The 15,250-nt window shown below is 49.9% G+C and carries 15 protein-coding genes; 6 read left to right on the top strand and 9 right to left on the bottom strand.

Annotated features, from left to right (window positions below; translation table 11 throughout):
* Positions 1 to 119: 119 nt before the first annotated feature.
* On the top strand, positions 120 to 1,013 hold the full coding sequence (locus WM46_RS11965) for a LysR family transcriptional regulator (RefSeq protein WP_102602360.1): 894 nt from the start codon (positions 120 to 122) through the stop codon (positions 1,011 to 1,013).
* Positions 1,014 to 1,047: 34 nt separating this feature from the next.
* Here WM46_RS11965 and WM46_RS11960 read toward each other — a convergent pair whose 3' ends face one another.
* Together WM46_RS11960 and WM46_RS11955 are read right to left on the bottom strand one after the other, a co-directional pair.
* Complete coding sequence (locus tag WM46_RS11960) at positions 1,048 to 2,037, bottom strand: aldo/keto reductase (RefSeq protein ID WP_102602359.1); 990 nt, start codon at positions 2,035 to 2,037, stop codon at positions 1,048 to 1,050.
* A gap of 26 nt (positions 2,038 to 2,063) precedes the next feature.
* Entirely contained in the window at positions 2,064 to 2,915 is an 852-nt protein-coding gene (locus WM46_RS11955) for an aldo/keto reductase (protein WP_061076717.1), read from the bottom strand.
* A gap of 214 nt (positions 2,916 to 3,129) precedes the next feature.
* Between WM46_RS11955 and WM46_RS11950 the strand changes: the two genes are divergently transcribed.
* A complete protein-coding gene (locus tag WM46_RS11950; RefSeq protein ID WP_102602358.1) occupies positions 3,130 to 3,720 on the top strand; it encodes a GrpB family protein in 591 nt (196 codons plus the stop codon).
* 4 nt (positions 3,721 to 3,724) lie between these two features.
* Here the strand turns inward: WM46_RS11950 and WM46_RS11945 are convergent, their stop codons facing one another.
* Complete coding sequence (locus WM46_RS11945) at positions 3,725 to 4,267, bottom strand: AAA family ATPase (protein WP_102602357.1); 543 nt, start codon at positions 4,265 to 4,267, stop codon at positions 3,725 to 3,727.
* A gap of 449 nt (positions 4,268 to 4,716) precedes the next feature.
* On the opposite strand from WM46_RS11945, the gene WM46_RS11940 reads away from it, so the two are divergent.
* The gene (locus tag WM46_RS11940; RefSeq protein WP_102602356.1) at positions 4,717 to 6,633 is read left to right on the top strand and encodes a hypothetical protein; all 1,917 of its coding nucleotides are present in this window, start codon (positions 4,717 to 4,719) and stop codon (positions 6,631 to 6,633) included.
* Positions 6,634 to 6,769: 136 nt separating this feature from the next.
* On the opposite strand, the gene WM46_RS11935 is transcribed toward WM46_RS11940, so the two are convergent.
* On the bottom strand, positions 6,770 to 7,654 hold the full coding sequence (locus WM46_RS11935; RefSeq protein WP_102602355.1) for a LysR family transcriptional regulator: 885 nt from the start codon (positions 7,652 to 7,654) through the stop codon (positions 6,770 to 6,772).
* A 264-nt stretch (positions 7,655 to 7,918) separates the two neighbouring features.
* Between WM46_RS11935 and WM46_RS11930 the strand changes: the two genes are divergently transcribed.
* Both WM46_RS11930 and WM46_RS11925 read left to right on the top strand, forming a co-directional pair.
* Positions 7,919 to 8,977, top strand: coding sequence for an alpha/beta hydrolase (locus tag WM46_RS11930; protein WP_187394482.1), 1,059 nt, complete (start codon positions 7,919 to 7,921; stop codon positions 8,975 to 8,977).
* Between the two features lie 141 nt (positions 8,978 to 9,118).
* Positions 9,119 to 10,246, top strand: coding sequence for an MFS transporter (locus WM46_RS11925; RefSeq protein ID WP_187394504.1), 1,128 nt, complete (start codon positions 9,119 to 9,121; stop codon positions 10,244 to 10,246).
* Here WM46_RS11925 and WM46_RS11920 read toward each other — a convergent pair.
* On the bottom strand, positions 10,243 to 10,743 hold the full coding sequence (locus tag WM46_RS11920) for an Lrp/AsnC family transcriptional regulator (protein WP_102602352.1): 501 nt from the start codon (positions 10,741 to 10,743) through the stop codon (positions 10,243 to 10,245). The two genes, WM46_RS11925 and WM46_RS11920, sit on opposite strands and share 4 nt — an antisense overlap.
* 84 nt (positions 10,744 to 10,827) lie before the next feature.
* Here WM46_RS11920 and WM46_RS11915 point away from each other — a divergent pair, with 84 nt between their 5' ends.
* Positions 10,828 to 12,000, top strand: a complete 1,173-nt coding sequence (locus WM46_RS11915) for an MFS transporter (protein WP_061076732.1) — start codon at positions 10,828 to 10,830, stop codon at positions 11,998 to 12,000.
* 73 nt (positions 12,001 to 12,073) lie between these two features.
* Here the strand turns inward: WM46_RS11915 and WM46_RS11910 are convergent, their stop codons facing one another.
* The 4 genes from WM46_RS11910 to WM46_RS11895 all read right to left on the bottom strand — a co-directional run bounded on the left by WM46_RS11910 (position 12,074) and on the right by WM46_RS11895 (position 15,250).
* Complete coding sequence (locus tag WM46_RS11910; RefSeq protein ID WP_102602351.1) at positions 12,074 to 13,138, bottom strand: alpha/beta hydrolase; 1,065 nt, start codon at positions 13,136 to 13,138, stop codon at positions 12,074 to 12,076.
* A 138-nt stretch (positions 13,139 to 13,276) separates the two neighbouring features.
* A complete protein-coding gene (locus WM46_RS11905; protein ID WP_102602350.1) occupies positions 13,277 to 14,038 on the bottom strand; it encodes a carboxymuconolactone decarboxylase family protein in 762 nt (253 codons plus the stop codon).
* Complete coding sequence (locus tag WM46_RS11900; protein WP_061076735.1) at positions 14,016 to 14,495, bottom strand: cupin domain-containing protein; 480 nt, start codon at positions 14,493 to 14,495, stop codon at positions 14,016 to 14,018. Before WM46_RS11900 ends, WM46_RS11905 begins: the two co-directional genes overlap by 23 nt.
* A 104-nt stretch (positions 14,496 to 14,599) precedes the next feature.
* Positions 14,600 to 15,250, bottom strand: coding sequence for a DUF4405 domain-containing protein (locus tag WM46_RS11895; protein WP_102603825.1), 651 nt, complete (start codon positions 15,248 to 15,250; stop codon positions 14,600 to 14,602).

The raw sequence follows: 15,250 nt of genomic DNA, 5'->3' as shown, positions 1-15,250 counted from the left end.
TTCGATACGGTCAGAATATCAATTATCATTATTGTCAGTAATAGGGCTAAAATGATTGCGTCTATGAACACCCTTCATGAGTGTGCGATGAAGGGAATGCCTCCATAAGGAAATCGCCGATGCTCAAAGAAAACTTCAACGAACTGCAAATCTTTCTTGTGGTAGCGAGGGAGAGAAGTTTTACCAAAGCAGCGGGCAAACTGGGCGTTTCTCAGTCCGCACTCAGCCACGCGATGAAGGCGCTGGAGGAAAGGCTGAATATCCGCCTTCTGACCCGTACGACCCGAAGCGTTGCCCCTACAGAGGCCGGTGAGAGAATTATTGCCTGCCTTGAACCGCGTATCGCCGATCTTGAACAGGAGCTGGAATCGCTGGTTCAACTTAACGGCACCGCCTCCGGCAATATTCGTTTATCAGCCGGTGAGCATGCCGCGCGAAGTCTGGTATGGCCGAAGCTAAAACCCTTCCTCAGGGAATACCCGGAAATCAATGTTGAACTGATCGTTGATAACGGCTTTGTCGATATTGTTGAGGGGCGTTTTGATGCCGGGATCCGTCTGGGTGAAAGCGTGGATAAAGACATGATTGCGGTAAGAATTGGGCCGGACATGAGAATGGCCGTCGTAGGAGCACCGTCTTATTTCGCGACAAATCCTGCCCCTGAAACACCGCACGAGCTACAAAATCACCGGTGCATCAATATGCGCCTACCGACTGCCGGTGGGCTTTACCACTGGGAGTTTGAGAAGGAAGGGAAACCGTTACGGGTCAGAGTGGAAGGGCAGGTCACGTTCAATCTGCAGGCGGAACGAATTGATGCGGCGTTATCCGGTTTTGGCATTGCCTGTATTCCTGAAGACAGGGTGCAGGATTATCTACAGTCAGGAGCGCTTATTCAGGTTTTGCAGGACTGGTGTCCATCTTTCCCCGGATATTACCTCTACTACCCGAGCCGTAAGCAACATCCGCCCGCTTTTGCGCTGATGATCGATGCACTTCGCTACCAGGAATAACAGGTCCGCCAATTGCGGCGGACCCGTCCGGGTATTAACGGCCCACGCGAGCCTGATGTTCAGGGGAGTAACGTTCGCCGACGATTTTAATGGTTTCAAGCGCTAGGCTTATTTGCCGTGAATCGTCCTGCGACAAAATGATGTCGGCGGCCGCCAGGTTTTCCTCCAGCCGGTGTAGTTTGGTGGTACCAGGGATAGGAACAATCCACGGCTTTTGTGCCAGCAGCCATGCCAGCGCGATTTGCGCAGACGTCACGCCTTTCTCTGCCGCCAGTTCACCCAGCAACGAGACCAGCTTTTCATTGGCTTCAATCGCCTGTTCGGCGAAACGCGGCACGGTGCTACGGTAATCATCCTTCCCAAACGTCGTTCCAGGCTTAATCGATCCCGTCAGGAAGCCTTTACCTAATGGGCTGAAAGGCACGAAACCGATGCCCAGTTCCTCCAGCAGCGGCAGGATCTCCCGCTCAGGCTCGCGCCACCACATTGAGTATTCGCTTTGCAGCGCAGTGACCGGTTGTACGGCATGCGCGCGGCGAATAGTTTGTGCACCCGCCTCGGACAGACCGAAATGTTTAACTTTGCCTTCAGCGATCAGGTCCTTCACTGTTCCCGCAACATCTTCAATAGGGACATCCGGGTCGACACGATGTTGATACAGCAGATCAATAACATCAGTCTTGAGACGGCGTAACGATCCTTCCACCGCTTCGCGGATATGCTCCGGACGGCTGTTTAAAATCTGCTGCTTGTTGTCGTCGCCAAAAGTAAAACCAAACTTGGTGGCGATGACCACACGATCACGAAATGGTTTTAAGGCTTCACCGACGACCTCTTCATTAAGAAAGGGGCCATACACTTCAGCGGTATCGAAGAAGGTGACGCCACGTTCAACCGCGGCGCGAATGAGCTCGATAGCCTGACGCGTATCGGTCGCCGGGCCGTAGCCATGGCTTAAGCCCATGCAACCGAGGCCAAGCGCGGACACTTCGAGTCGGGATTGACCCAGATAACGTTTTTGCATTAATTCATTGCCTCTTTTATCGCGTCTTAAACGTCCAGTTTGCGACCGGCCAACCATTCAACTCTGGCAGGATCGCGGTGTGAGAAGAAAGCACTTGTTGCGGTATCGATAGCGGTAATCTGCAACATATCTTCAGCGCTGAGTTCAAAATCGAGAATGTTGATGTTCTCAGCCATGCGTTCTTTGCGGACCGATTTCGCCAGTGAAACGATGCCTCGCTGGAAGATCCAACGCAGCACCACCTGGCCCACGCTTTTGCCGTATTTCTGGCCAATTGCCGTTAACACGGGATGCTGGAACAGACCATTTTTCCCCTCAGCAAACGGAGCCCAGGCTTCCGGCTGAATGCCACGGCTTTGATTCCATGGAACCGCATGCAGTTGCTGGTTGAAGGGGTTAACTTCAATCTGGTTAACCGCAGGGGCCACGTTGTTGAAGGCGATAAGGTCGGCCAGTCGGTCAGGATGGAAGTTGCTGACGCCAATAGCGCGAATTTTGCCTGCCTGTTGCAGTTCTTCCATGGCACGCCATGCTCCATGGACATCGCCATAAGGCTGGTGAATCAGATACAGGTCGACGTAATCCAACTGCAGCCGATTCAGGGAACGTTCGAACTGGGCTTTAGCGCCTTCGTAATTCGTATCCTGCAGCCACAGCTTGGTCGTTACAAAGAGTTCGTTGCGGGCAATACCGGTCTGCTTCAGTGCGTTCCCGACCTGGGTTTCATTCTGGTAAGACGCGGCGGTATCGATCAGGCGGTATCCCGTATCGATGGCATCAATAACGGCTCTTTCGCATTCAGCGGCATCCGTCATCTGGAAGACACCAAAGCCCAGCAGGGGCATTTCAATCCCGTTGTTCAGTTTTACAGTTGGCATGACGTTATCCTTCAGCTGTTGTGTAGGAAAAGCATAACGCAAACGGATTTATTCGATTAGATTGGGTAATTAGCTAGGGTTTATTAGATGTGCTCATTAATGTAGAGGGAGGTTGATGGTCGGCTTTGTGCCAGGAGCGGACGCTTTAGATACATCCAACCCCATCACCTGTACACTATCGTTCACAATTCGAATGATCTATGGGTATTAGTTTATGGTTAGCACAAAAGAGATGATGAAGCATTATGTCATCGATCCTCAGGATAGCTATTTTGTTAATGGTGTACCGCCGATTGAGAATGTTTCGGTCGTTGCTTATGATCCCTCGTGGCCGGGAATATATTCAGCACTGGAATCTGAAATTAAGAATAAATTGGGTTCGAATCTACTAAAAATTGATCATGTGGGTTCTACGGCAGTACCTGGTTTGGCCGCTAAACCCGTGATTGATATTGACGTGACGGTTGCTGATGCTGCGGATGAAGAAACATATTTATTAGCGCTTGAAAGCCTTGGGTATAGACTAATTGTTCGTGAACCCCGCTTCCATGGTCATCGTCTTTTCCATTATGAAAACCCTAGAGCTAACCTACATGTTTTTACTCAGGACACCCCTGAAACAGCCCGTCATTTGCTTTTCCGGGATTGGCTTAGACAGTCAGAAAAAGACTGCAAACTATACGCAGATGCCAAATTTGAGGCAATTAAAGGTTGCAGTTTTGACATTCAAAAATATCATAAAAATAAAAGTAAAGTGGTACACGATATCTATCAGAGGATTTTCAAATATTTAGGCTATATTTGATGTGCTATATCCTGGAAAGGATAAAATCCGCACGTTCCTCTACTGAAGCGCAGGGTAATTCAATCAACTGATAATCATACATACGATATGTTTTCACCATTGCGTGATATGTCGCGACGGCAACATCGAAAGATTGTTTGCGCTCTGTGTCCTGTACATATATGTCGCGCCAGGGTGGTGCAATAAATACGATTCGGTTATAGCGAAATTTCTCGACGGCGTTATCCAGATGCCTCGGTATGGGAAGCTCAGAAAGACGTAAGTAACCTACAACATCAGGAACACCACGGTCGAAGAAGCAGGGTTGTGTTTGCTCTTCCGCTTCATGCCACGAACGCATTTCCCAGGAGAGCATGAGCTCAGCAAATGCAGTCTGGTTGGCCCACGGTAATGCATCGCCGCCGATGTTAACCTGGTCTTGTATCACACCTCTTCCAGCTTCTTTAGAACACCAGAACCCTCGTTTTATAATCGTAGCAATTATCGTGCTTTTGCCTGACCCTGGGCCACCTGTAAGAATGAAACGATGTTGTAAAACAGAAGACATTGACCACTCCTGAACATTTATTGATGCGATGAAGCAGCAATGCGAATGGCGTACTTTCCAGCGTCGCCAGATTATCTGTGATGGTTAAAATAACAACATTTTATCCTGAATTGCATGTCCGCTCCACGCTCACAGCGGACCTTGCAACCAGCTGGTTGGTCCGCTCAGTGCCAGGAGCGGACTTAACTTTCCGAGAGTTGCCTGAGTTTTATTCACTAAAAAAAGTCCAGTACAACATTATACGTCAGTTTATGAGTCATTTTGTGCGTTTCTCAGGTATAAAACCTGCGCTAAAGTTTCCTAACTAATAACTTATATTGATAGAATGTTGAATATACGATAAAGTCAGATAATTTAGTATGATCGTGGTATGAAATCCGGCTAAATCCGCAAGTTTAACGCCGATGAAAAATTAAATTCAGATATACGAATGGTTTAAAGGGGGCTATATGTACTATTCCGGATTATATAAAACTTTAAGAGACTTAGAAGAAAAAAAATTCTACGATATCGCGTTATTATTCTTGACTATAAAAGGATATCCTAATTTGGAGATCATAGATGGCACAGGGGATGGAGGTAGAGATGTCAGATCAAGTTGGGATCATATTAGAATTCAATTAAGTGTGAGAAAAGACTGGGAAAAAAAGATAAATCATGAAGCATTACTTACTAGCAGCACTAACAGTAAGCATTTCATATACGTAACTAATCGCCGCATAAAAGATCATGAGAGAGACAAATTCCTCCAGGAGGAATTTAAATATAAGGGGCAGATTGAAATTACAATATTTGATATCGCATCTATCTCAACCTCACTTGCTCTACCGGGATCAATTAATTCTGTTAATACAATACTTGGTCTACCAATTACAGGTAAAATAGAAGCAACCCCAAAAGAAATTGCTATCAGTAATACCTTGTTATTTTCCCATGAAGCTAGAGAACTAAAAGATGAGATAATAGAAAATTGCATCTTCGCTAATATCTTTTCGGAAGAGGGGATTTCAGAATCCTTATTAAGCGAAAGAATTTCAAATGATCTGGGTAACAAAGCCCTGAATGTTCAGGTTGTAAAGGCTATTAGCAGGTTACAGTCGAAAGGAAATATAAGACACTTTGAAGGCGGTTTTACTTTAAGCCCAGAAGTCAGTGGAAGATTGAAATTATCGAGAGATGATTTTGAACAGGCTAAGTTAAAAGATCTTAACGAACTAATGCGTGATTTTAATCTCGAAAAGATAGATGCGGAATTATTGATTAAAATTTCTCTTGAAATATTATCGAGAAAACAGTTGTTTAATGGTGATGAGCCATACTCAGTGCAATTACAAGAGTTTATTGCTACACATAGTCTTCAAAAGAGAAGGACTAGCCTTTATGAGGCTTTGTCCAGATTGACGACTGCTCGAATCACAGCATACGGAGATGCAATTAGCCATCTACTTTCAACGAATACTTACGATATATTCAGATCACTTGGTAGGAGCCATTCTATAAAAGTAATTTTGGATTCAAGTGTAGCGATGCCAATGTTATTTGGACTTAGCTTCTCTAAAGTGAAGTCAAGATACGGAATCGGCGCATCTGCTATTAGCGAAATGTGCCATGCTCATAAATTTAAGCTAGTTGTTCCCAGACCTTATTTGAATGAGATGGCAAGCCACGGCTTAAAAGCGTTAGAATACGCACACATATATAATATTATTGGTGATGAGTCTAGAACTATTTTGAAATCATCAGGTAACGCCTATTTGAGTCATTTTGGTCATATTCGTGATGATAAGTTACCAGGTTATGAAATGAGCATTAACGACTTCCTTTCATATTTTGGGATAGTAAAAGGTTCATCCCTGGCTAAAATTGAGAGGCGCATAGAGCAATTATTAAACTCCTTAGAAATTGAGGTGACGACTATGCCTCGCTGGAAACCAGAGTTAAGATCAGCGATTGTGGAGTTAAAACAACAAGAAGTTCCAATAATAATAGATCACGATGCCTCAGTTCTCACCATGCTTTCTGATTCCACGGAAGACGGATATATTTTTGCTACTTGGGATAAAATTTTAACAGAACTAGTAGAACTAAAAAGTAGGGTATATGCTGATACCCCAAGTCGAGTTGTCGATTTCCTCTCAATGGCAAGCGGTTCAGAATTTGAAATGGAACAAACGGTCAGCTTGCTCGACTCTTTAGTTTATTGTGATGAGAAAAAAGCTGAAGCCTTGGCTAAGAAAATTGAGGCGATAAAATCATCTGAAACTGCTTTTTCACTTCAAAAATTCACTGATGAAGCAAGAAAAAAATCATCTCAGTTGGTAGAATCTCTAGATATTGTAGGTGAATTCTTTTCCGAGTCAAACTAGTGGAGATGCTGAATTATTGGGGTAGAAAAGAATTAAAATGAATGTCCGCTCCTTGCTCACAACGGACCTTGGAATTGAAAGCAGAGGGACTACCTGACACCATTTTGCACAGTGAAGAGTCGGTCGTTGTTAACGTTCAGATCTTCAACGTCTCAATGACCATCCGCAGGGCGGGGGAGACGTTGCGATGAGGGTAATAGAGAAACAATCCCTCCATTCGCAGGCTGTAACGCTGCAACACCCTGATAAGCTTACCGTGTTCTAAATCATCCGCTATCAGTTCAACAGGAACATAGGCCAATCCTAAGCCCAACCGGGCGGCTTCTGCCTCCATATAGCTGTCAGATAAGGCCCATTGTCCTTCAGGACGATGGGTAATTTTTTTATCATCCTGATTGAGCTCCCACTGGTATATGCTGCCGTCGGCAAACTGATAGGCGATGCAGGGATGCGCCTTTAAATCCGCCGGGGTTTGCGGAAAACCATAGCGACGAAAATGTTCCGGAGTTCCTACAATCGCCATCTCCATATCGGGCGTGATGCGTACCGCGACCATACCCTGGCCGACTTCAGGCCCCAGGCGGACGCCGGCATCGAATCTTTCCTCGATGATATCCACGAACCGGCTCTCATTCATCAGTTCAAGCCTGATATCAGGATAGCGCTGTTTAAATACCGCAAGCTTTGGCAGCAGGCATTTATCAATCGCGTGCTGGCTGGCATTGATACGTACCGTACCGGAGGGCGTCTCACGGTAGTGCGCCAGCGTGGCAAGCCCACGATCTAACGTATCAAATCCCGATGCCGTCTTCTGGTAGAGCTGCTCGCCTGCTTGCGTCAGCGACAGTTTACGCGTGGTGCGCACCAGCAGCTGGACGCCCAGCCTTTCTTCAAGCTCGCGAACAGATCGGCTGACTCCTGACTGAGCAAGCCCCAGCCGCTGAGCAGCCGCGGTGAAACTGCCTTCCCGCACCACCTGCATAAACAGGTACAGCTCGTTGTAGTTCTCCCTTTTTGCCATTGAAGAATCCCCCCGGAATGACAGCAAATTCGGTATTAATTTATAACAATATGGTATCAATCTTAGCAGTAATCGCCCTCTAATCAGCACTAATTCTGCTCACTATAATGACCCCATCAAAGCAAAGCACCGCAGCGTTGTCCGTCGGAAACCTGTATCTCTCTGTTGTTTTTTATGGGGATTTTTATGAAAGCCTTCACCCGAACGCTAAAAACCGCGATGCCGGCCATGCTGCTATTCGCATCATTAAGTGGAGTCACGACAATGAGTTATGCTGATTCAACCCATCCTAATGCCCCTGTGTCCATGACAGATAAATGGGATAAAACGTTCGCCGAGAGCCAGAAAGTCGAACATCGTAAAGTCTCGTTCCCGAACCGATATGGCATCACCTTAGTGGGCGATCTTTACCTGCCTAAAGACCGTGGCGATCGCAAGCTGGCGGCGATTGCGGTCAGTGGGCCATTTGGCGCGGTGAAAGAGCAATCCAGCGGCCTGTATGCGCAGACGCTGGCGGAACAAGGGTTTGTTACACTGGCGTTCGATCCTTCTTACACCGGGGAAAGCGGCGGCTATCCGCGAAACGTCGCCTCTCCGGATATCAACACTGAAGATTTCAGCGCGGCCGTGGATTTCTTAGGGCTGCAAAAAGAGGTGGATCGCAACCGTATCGGGCTGCTCGGTATTTGTGGCTGGGGCGGCATGGCGTTGAACGATGCCGCGATGGATACCCGCGTTAAAGCGGTGGCTACCAGCGTGATGTATGACATGAGCCGGGCGATGGGCCATGGTGTGGGGGATGGCAAAGATCGTTATTCAACCGCCGATCGTCGTGCTGTTCTGCAGTATCTGAATGAACAGCGCTGGAAGGATGCGCAGAGCGGAACGTTCGCTCACGGTGGTCATGATATTAATGTCGACAGCAACGGCAAGGTCAGCGCGGGCGAGCGTATTCTGCCAGAAACGCTGCCGGCAAATCCGCATCCGGTACTGAAAGAGTTCTTCGATTACTATCGTATGCCGCGTGGTTTTCACGCACGATCCGTGAACTCGACCGGGGCGTGGACGGCAACGATGCCGCTGTCATTTATGAATATGCCGCTGCTGAGCTACGCCAATGAAATCACCATCCCGACGCTGATTGTGACCGGTGAGAAAGCGTATTCACGCTATTTTGCTGAAGATGCTTACAAGGCTGTTGGCAGTAAAGACAAAGAGCTGGTGGTGGTGCCTGGGGCAAATCACGTGGACTTGTACGATAACGTGGCCGGAAAAATACCTTTCGCGAAATTCGAACAATTTTTCCAGACCAAACTGAAATAAACCCTCTCCTGAATTGATGCAAAGCCACCGGCCTATGGCGGGTGGCTTTTATCCTGACCTTCGTGAAATTTCACTATGTCGATGCTAAACCAAACACCATCACCTCATCATCAGCGCGCATACTGGGGCGGTATTTTTGCCATGACCCTGTGCGTGTTTGTGCTGATTGCTTCTGAATTTATGCCCGTCAGCCTGCTCACGCCGATTGCCCGTGACCTGGGCGTGACGGAGGGGTTGGCAGGGCAGGGGATTGCTATCTCCGGCGCGCTGGCGGTTCTGACCAGCCTGACGCTTTCAACGCTAGCTGGAAAGATGAATCGTAAATTCCTGCTATTGGGAATGACGGTTCTGATGGCCGTATCGGGGCTTATTATTGCGCTGGCTTCCAGTTATCTGATGTATATGGTCGGTCGCGCGATGATTGGTGTGGCGATTGGCGGATTCTGGTCGATGTCTGCGGCAACGGCGATTCGTCTGGTGCCGCAGCAACAGGTCACGCGTGCGCTGGCGATTTTCAACGCCGGTAATGCGCTGGCGACGGTCGTGGCCGCGCCGCTGGGAAGCTATCTGGGTGCCACGGTCGGATGGCGAGGCGCTTTCTTGTGCCTGGTGCCTGTCGCGGTTGTCGCCTTTATCTGGCAGTGCATCAGCCTGCCCGGCATGGATGCGAATAAAAGCCACACGTCACCTGGCGCGGTATTCCGCATACTTAGCCGCCGTGTGATTGCGGTTGGCATGCTGGCCTGTGGCCTGTTTTTCATGGGCCAGTTTACACTATTTACCTATGTGCGCCCGTTCCTGGAGTCGGTGACGCGGGTTGATTCCTCAGGTTTGTCGTTGATTTTGCTGATTATCGGCGTAACAGGTTTTATCGGCACGCTGGTTGTTTCGACATTCCTCAACAGAAAGTTTTACCCCACGCTGATGGCCATACCCGGACTGATGGCTGCCATTGCCATCGGCCTGATGCTGACCGGGCATCAGCTCTGGACGGTTTCTCTGTTGTTAGGGTTCTGGGGCATGCTGGCCACTGCCGCGCCAACCGGATGGTGGGCATGGATTGCGCGTACGTTACCTGATAACGCTGAAGCCGGAGGCGGGCTCATGGTCGCGGTGATTCAGCTCTCCATCGCCCTTGGATCAACGGCAGGAGGCATCGTGTTTGACCACCTCGGTTGGCAGAGCACGTTTGCCATGAGTAGCGTGCTGCTCCTTTACGCCGGGGTACTGACATTTTTCACCGCCCGCCAGAAGGTCAGCACGTCTTAATCCGGCGAAGGCCCGCGCTCCAGAAACGTGGAAAGCGCAATATAGCTGCGTACGGAACGTACGCCCTCAAGGCTCTGAATCTCCATCAGGAAATTTTCCAGCGATTCTGTATCGGCGGCGCGTACTTTGATAAAGACGCAGCCGTCGCCGGCAACGGTGTGTAACTCTTCCACTTCCTTGCGGCTGGTGAACTGCAAAAGGGCGCGCGTTGCCTGATAGCTACTGGTGTCGATAACCAGAAATGTTAACAGCGTCCGTCCCAGCTTGCAGCCATCCAGGACCGCCACGGTACCCTTGATCACCCCATCGCGCTTCAGTCGTTTTACGCGATCGTGAACCGCCGGGGCTGATAAGTTCACAATCTCACTCAATTCCGTGTAGCTGCGTCCTGCATCCTCTGCCAGGGTACTTAATATTTTTCGGTCAATGACATCCAATTCCGCCGGTTTATGTCTTGTCTGCCGAATACCATCTTTTTCTTTATCAAATGCGCTCATAGGGCTTCTCAGTCTGAATGAAAATATGAATATACTTAATTCTACCTAATATTATTAAGCCACAAAACGAACAATGGAGTTGCAATGCCTATCGCACTTTTCGCCCTCGCCGTGGGCGCATTTGGTATCGGCCTGACGGAATTCGTCATCGCCGGGATCCTCCCACAAATCGCCGCAGAATTTAGCGTCAGTATCCCGAAAGCGGGAATGATGGCGACGTCATACGCGCTGGGCGTATTTATTGGTGCACCGCTGTTAACGATTGTCGGCGCGAAGATCCCCCGCAAGGCCATGCTGATTGCGCTGGCGGGTATCTTTACGATCGGTAATATCATGACGGCCATCGCGCCAACCATGGAGATTGCGATTGTCGGCCGTATTATCACCTCCTTTAATCACGGGGCCTTTTTTGGTATCGGTTCGATTATTGCCGCATCGCTGGTGGCGCCCGGGCGTCAGGCAAGCGCCATTGCCTTTATGTTTTCGGGGCTGACATTAGCCAATCTTCTCGGCGTTCCTGCGGGGACCTGGCTTGCACAGACCTTTAGCTGGCGGCTGGTATTCTGGATCATTGCCGGTATCGGGCTGCTGACGATGGCAAGTGTAACCCTGCTGGTTCCGCATATTGCGAGAGGCAAAGCGATTGCTTTACGTAACGAACTGAGAGCCTTTGTTGACCCGCAGGTGCTGCTGGTTATGGGGATCACGATTTTCGGCCCGGCTGCCTTTTTCACCTCGATTACCTACATTGCCCCTATGATGGTGCAGGAGGCCGGTTTCTCCTCAGGCGGCGTGGCAGGGTTAATGGTGCTGTTTGGTCTGGGGCTTGCCGTTGGCAACTGGATTGGTGGGCGCTTCGCTGACCGCTCTCTGTTTGGCACGCTGTTCGTTACCCTCGCGGCTCAGGGGCTGGTGCTGCTGGTCTTCTGGGCGGGTGTTGAAAGCCAGTGGGTTGCCAGCATCTCAGTCTTCCTGATGGCGGCGTTCGGCTTCGCGACGGTCTCACCGATTCAGAAACTGGTAATGGAGCGCGCCAACCATGCGGGAGCCCCGACAATGGCGGCCTCGGTCAATATCGGCATGTTTAATCTGGGAAATGCGCTGGGGGCATGGGCCGGTGGGGTAACCATTGCTGCGGGTTTTGGACTGGCTTCTCCGAACTGGGCGGGCGCTATTCTCTCCTTCATTGCGTTGGGCCTCGCTGTTCTTGCGTGGCAAAGTGCGCGTAAAGGTTATATTTTGCCGGTACTTGAATAAGTTACACAAGGCGATGAGCGCCCACTATGGGTTGGGCGCTCTTTTAAACGATTTAGGTGATTTTCTAAAACGCCTACTGCAGATTTTTCTCCTTCAGGAATTGACTCACCAAATCAGCAATCTGCACATTATTTAAATCAGAGAATGGGAAATGGGTATTCCCTTTGATTCCCACTTCAGGCAGATGCGTCACAGTGACATCCCCGCCATGCTTGTTCACCACGTCACGCCACTCACGAGCCATCGCCAGCCTTACGCGCCAACTGTCCTGTGCGGGCATGGCGACGGGCTTATCCGGTATGTTATCGCCGTAAATAATCAGAATCGGGATTTTGGTCAGTGCCATAAACTGTTCCATTGGCACAGGCTCACCCTTCAGCGTGTCGAACGCGCTTGGCATAGGGGCAGGGAGTTCTTTTTCCGGGAAGACAAAGCTGCTGCCAGGCTCGAAGGCGACAATGGCTTTGACCTTGTCATTTTTCATCGCCGTGTACCAGCCTGGTCCGCCACCCTGAGAGTGGGTGAAGAGGATAGCCGGGCCGGATTTATCCACGACGGCGGACATCGCATCAGAGATAACATCGATATCAAACGGCCCGGTATTCGGGGTCATCTGACGGAAATACTGATTCAGTGCTTCTTTATCGTGAGAGAACTGAACGCCGTTAAAATACTCTGGCCACACGCCAACGCGGAACTGATTGAACCACATTTGTTCATCCGGTTTAGGCGTAACCGTACCTTCTACCGTCGTGCGCCCGGCGCTGCCCCGGCGTGGCTGATCGACAAGATAAGTTGAGAATCCACGCCGCAGGAATATGTTCTGGAACCCTTCACGACCATCCGGCGTGCTTTCCCAGGTGCGGGAGAACTGACCTGCGCCGTGCAGCATGACGATAGGGTATTTATGCGGATTTTCCGGAATCTGGTAGAACACAGATGCGTGATCGCCATGCCAGGTTTGGCCAGCAGAATCCAGCGGCTTTTTCGCGTCAAATGTTCCTGGGGCGGTGATGATAGTACCACCTGCAGTGAAGCTTCCCTGTTCCTGAATGACCAGCGGCTCGGCGTATACCGACTGAGTCACCAGGCCACCCGCCATTACGCAGATGGCCAGCGTTTTTAAGACAGTCTTCAAGATTACATCCTCTGTTATGTTTGCCGTTCAATCATATCTGAGTTGCCAGCGTGAATTATTTAGCCCCCCTGATTGCCCTTATTTGGCAGACTCATGAATGCGCACGATTAGCCGCGTATCGTCTCTGACCAACTTACCTTATTTGCTGTCGAGCGCCTGCTGCAGCGCCTTTTCAGCGCGCGTTGCTGCATCACTTTCGCCATGTTCACGCAGAACCTGTGCCAACTGGCGCAGCTGCGCTGCCGTCAGACCGACCCGCATGCTGGCTCGGGTATGCGACAGCAGTTGTGATTCGATGCCCGGCGTGGCCGCTAATGCGCCAACCGTTGCCAGCTCGCGGCTTTGCCAGTCGAGGTTATCGCGGGCGAAAATGTCGCCAAAAAGATGCGCTTGCAGGAACTGATTAATGACCGGGGAAAAATCAAACAGCGGGCCCTGGACGGGAGCGCCTGAGATTTTTGTCTGGTTTGCGGTACCGACACGGCGAAGCTCATCCCCGACAGGGACCGGGGCAACCGGTTCTTTACCCTCAACGTCTTCGATGCCACGTTGTTTACGTGCTTCGACGACCTTCATCAGTTCATTAAGCGCATTCAGGCTACGGGGGAAGCCCGTATAGGCATAAAGCTGGACGAGAATCTCTTTGGTTTCGTTTACCGTGAGTCCGGCATCCAGCCCCTGATTAAGCGTAGTATTCAGCTTATCCATCTGACTGCTGGCCATCGATGCGGCAATCAACGGGATGGCCTGTTGGCGGGCTGACAGCGTATCTGAAACCGTTTGTTCGTGGTTCATTTCTGAGGCTCCTTTGTTGACGGGCGCAGCATGTGCGGCGAGACCAGAACCAATGGTCAGCACTATTGCTGCCGCTAATGCTTTAATGGGCGTGGTATTGTTCATCTGTCACTTTCTCCATCCAGTTAACGCTTTTGCCATCCACAATCCCGGTTATCGCCAGATGCGTCATCGCGCTGCCAGGCGCCGCCCCGTGCCAGTGTTTGACGCCCGCCGGACAAGAAACAACATCGCCAGCGCGGATGACCTGCACCGGCTGCCCTTCTTGTTGGGTGAGCCCAACACCCGAGGTCACAATCAGCCGCTGACCTGCCGGATGCGTATGCCAGGCGGAACGAGCACCCGGTTCAAAGGTGACATAAGCTCCGGAAACAGGGATGTCGTTATCCGGCCTGAAGAGAGGATCAACCCGGACGCGACCGGTAAAGTTCTCGGCTGGCCCATCCACCGCGTTCTGACTTCCTGCGGGGGCGATATGGACAGGGGGATTTTGTTCCGCTGCCCAGGATGAAAATGTGACGAGGGGCAGTAACAGCCCGAGGTAACGTAAATGTCTGATCATGCAAAGCGTCCTTATCTACGATGATGGGGAGGGTCTGCAATGATTCTAATCAGGGTGACATGTCGTCAGACTGACGCCAGCCTGACAATTCTGTCAGTTAACCCCTATTGGGGTGACATTGCTTTGCATTTTCTAAAAATAAAAGACCAAAGCAAAAAGCGCGTCATTAAGGCAAATAAAACAATAATGGCCAGGTAGCGTAGATAAAAAAGAAGGGCAGATTCATCGTAATCGAAAAAGGAGAAATCGACCTTCATCAGCAAATAATCGAGATAGTCCTGGCTCAGTAATCCGTATAATCCCAGTAGTGCGATGAGCGAAAAAACACCTGGCATAATGTTATTTACAACGAGTGAGCTGCCGGAGATGTTCAGGATCCGGCAGAAAAACGTGGCCAGCATTTTCCAGTGCAACCCGATATGCAGCGCCAGAATGAGCATTCCCCAATGGACCGACGTCATGTGTACTTTTCTGACCCAGTTCGCCGGGTTGTGGAACGGCAGCGCCAGAAGAATATGTCGGGACAGCATCATGCCAGAGACAATCGCGGTCAGGATGACAACGAAAGTCACTGCGTTAATGACCCTGTTAACTCTCTGCATCGTTAACGGAATAGTCGGTGACAGTGACCATAGTCGATGTCGGTTAAGGTATAAATGCAACATGATGAGCAGCGTAAAAATAATCCCCGCCCATTCATGCACGATTTCACCGTGAAGGTGAAACCCCATCAGCACCAGCAGAAGTAACGTCAT

Source organism: Citrobacter freundii complex sp. CFNIH2 (assembly GCF_002880615.1).
GTDB classification, from domain to species: domain Bacteria; phylum Pseudomonadota; class Gammaproteobacteria; order Enterobacterales; family Enterobacteriaceae; genus Citrobacter_A; species Citrobacter_A amalonaticus_F.
The sequence above is the reverse complement of the archived record's forward strand: the minus strand, read 5'-3'. Positions and strand labels throughout refer to the sequence as shown.

Excerpts from the sequence above, each read along its gene's own strand:
- WM46_RS11900 (WP_061076735.1), bottom strand. The coding sequence starts at position 14,495 with ATGATCAGACATTTACGTTACCTCGGGCTGTTACTGCCCCTCGTCACA.
- WM46_RS11925 (WP_187394504.1), top strand. The coding sequence starts at position 9,119 with ATGACCCTGTGCGTGTTTGTGCTGATTGCTTCTGAATTTATGCCCGTC.
- WM46_RS11920 (WP_102602352.1), bottom strand. The coding sequence starts at position 10,743 with ATGAGCGCATTTGATAAAGAAAAAGATGGTATTCGGCAGACAAGACAT.
- WM46_RS11930 (WP_187394482.1), top strand. The coding sequence starts at position 7,919 with ATGAGTTATGCTGATTCAACCCATCCTAATGCCCCTGTGTCCATGACA.
- WM46_RS11955 (WP_061076717.1), bottom strand. The coding sequence starts at position 2,915 with ATGCCAACTGTAAAACTGAACAACGGGATTGAAATGCCCCTGCTGGGC.
- WM46_RS11940 (WP_102602356.1), top strand. The coding sequence starts at position 4,717 with ATGTACTATTCCGGATTATATAAAACTTTAAGAGACTTAGAAGAAAAA.
- WM46_RS11935 (WP_102602355.1), bottom strand. The coding sequence starts at position 7,654 with ATGGCAAAAAGGGAGAACTACAACGAGCTGTACCTGTTTATGCAGGTG.
- WM46_RS11915 (WP_061076732.1), top strand. The coding sequence starts at position 10,828 with ATGCCTATCGCACTTTTCGCCCTCGCCGTGGGCGCATTTGGTATCGGC.
- WM46_RS11965 (WP_102602360.1), top strand. The coding sequence starts at position 120 with ATGCTCAAAGAAAACTTCAACGAACTGCAAATCTTTCTTGTGGTAGCG.
- WM46_RS11905 (WP_102602350.1), bottom strand. The coding sequence starts at position 14,038 with ATGAACAATACCACGCCCATTAAAGCATTAGCGGCAGCAATAGTGCTG.
- WM46_RS11960 (WP_102602359.1), bottom strand. The coding sequence starts at position 2,037 with ATGCAAAAACGTTATCTGGGTCAATCCCGACTCGAAGTGTCCGCGCTT.
- WM46_RS11945 (WP_102602357.1), bottom strand. The coding sequence starts at position 4,267 with ATGTCTTCTGTTTTACAACATCGTTTCATTCTTACAGGTGGCCCAGGG.
- WM46_RS11895 (WP_102603825.1), bottom strand. The coding sequence starts at position 15,250 with ATGACGTTACTTCTGCTGGTGCTGATGGGGTTTCACCTTCACGGTGAA.
- WM46_RS11950 (WP_102602358.1), top strand. The coding sequence starts at position 3,130 with ATGGTTAGCACAAAAGAGATGATGAAGCATTATGTCATCGATCCTCAG.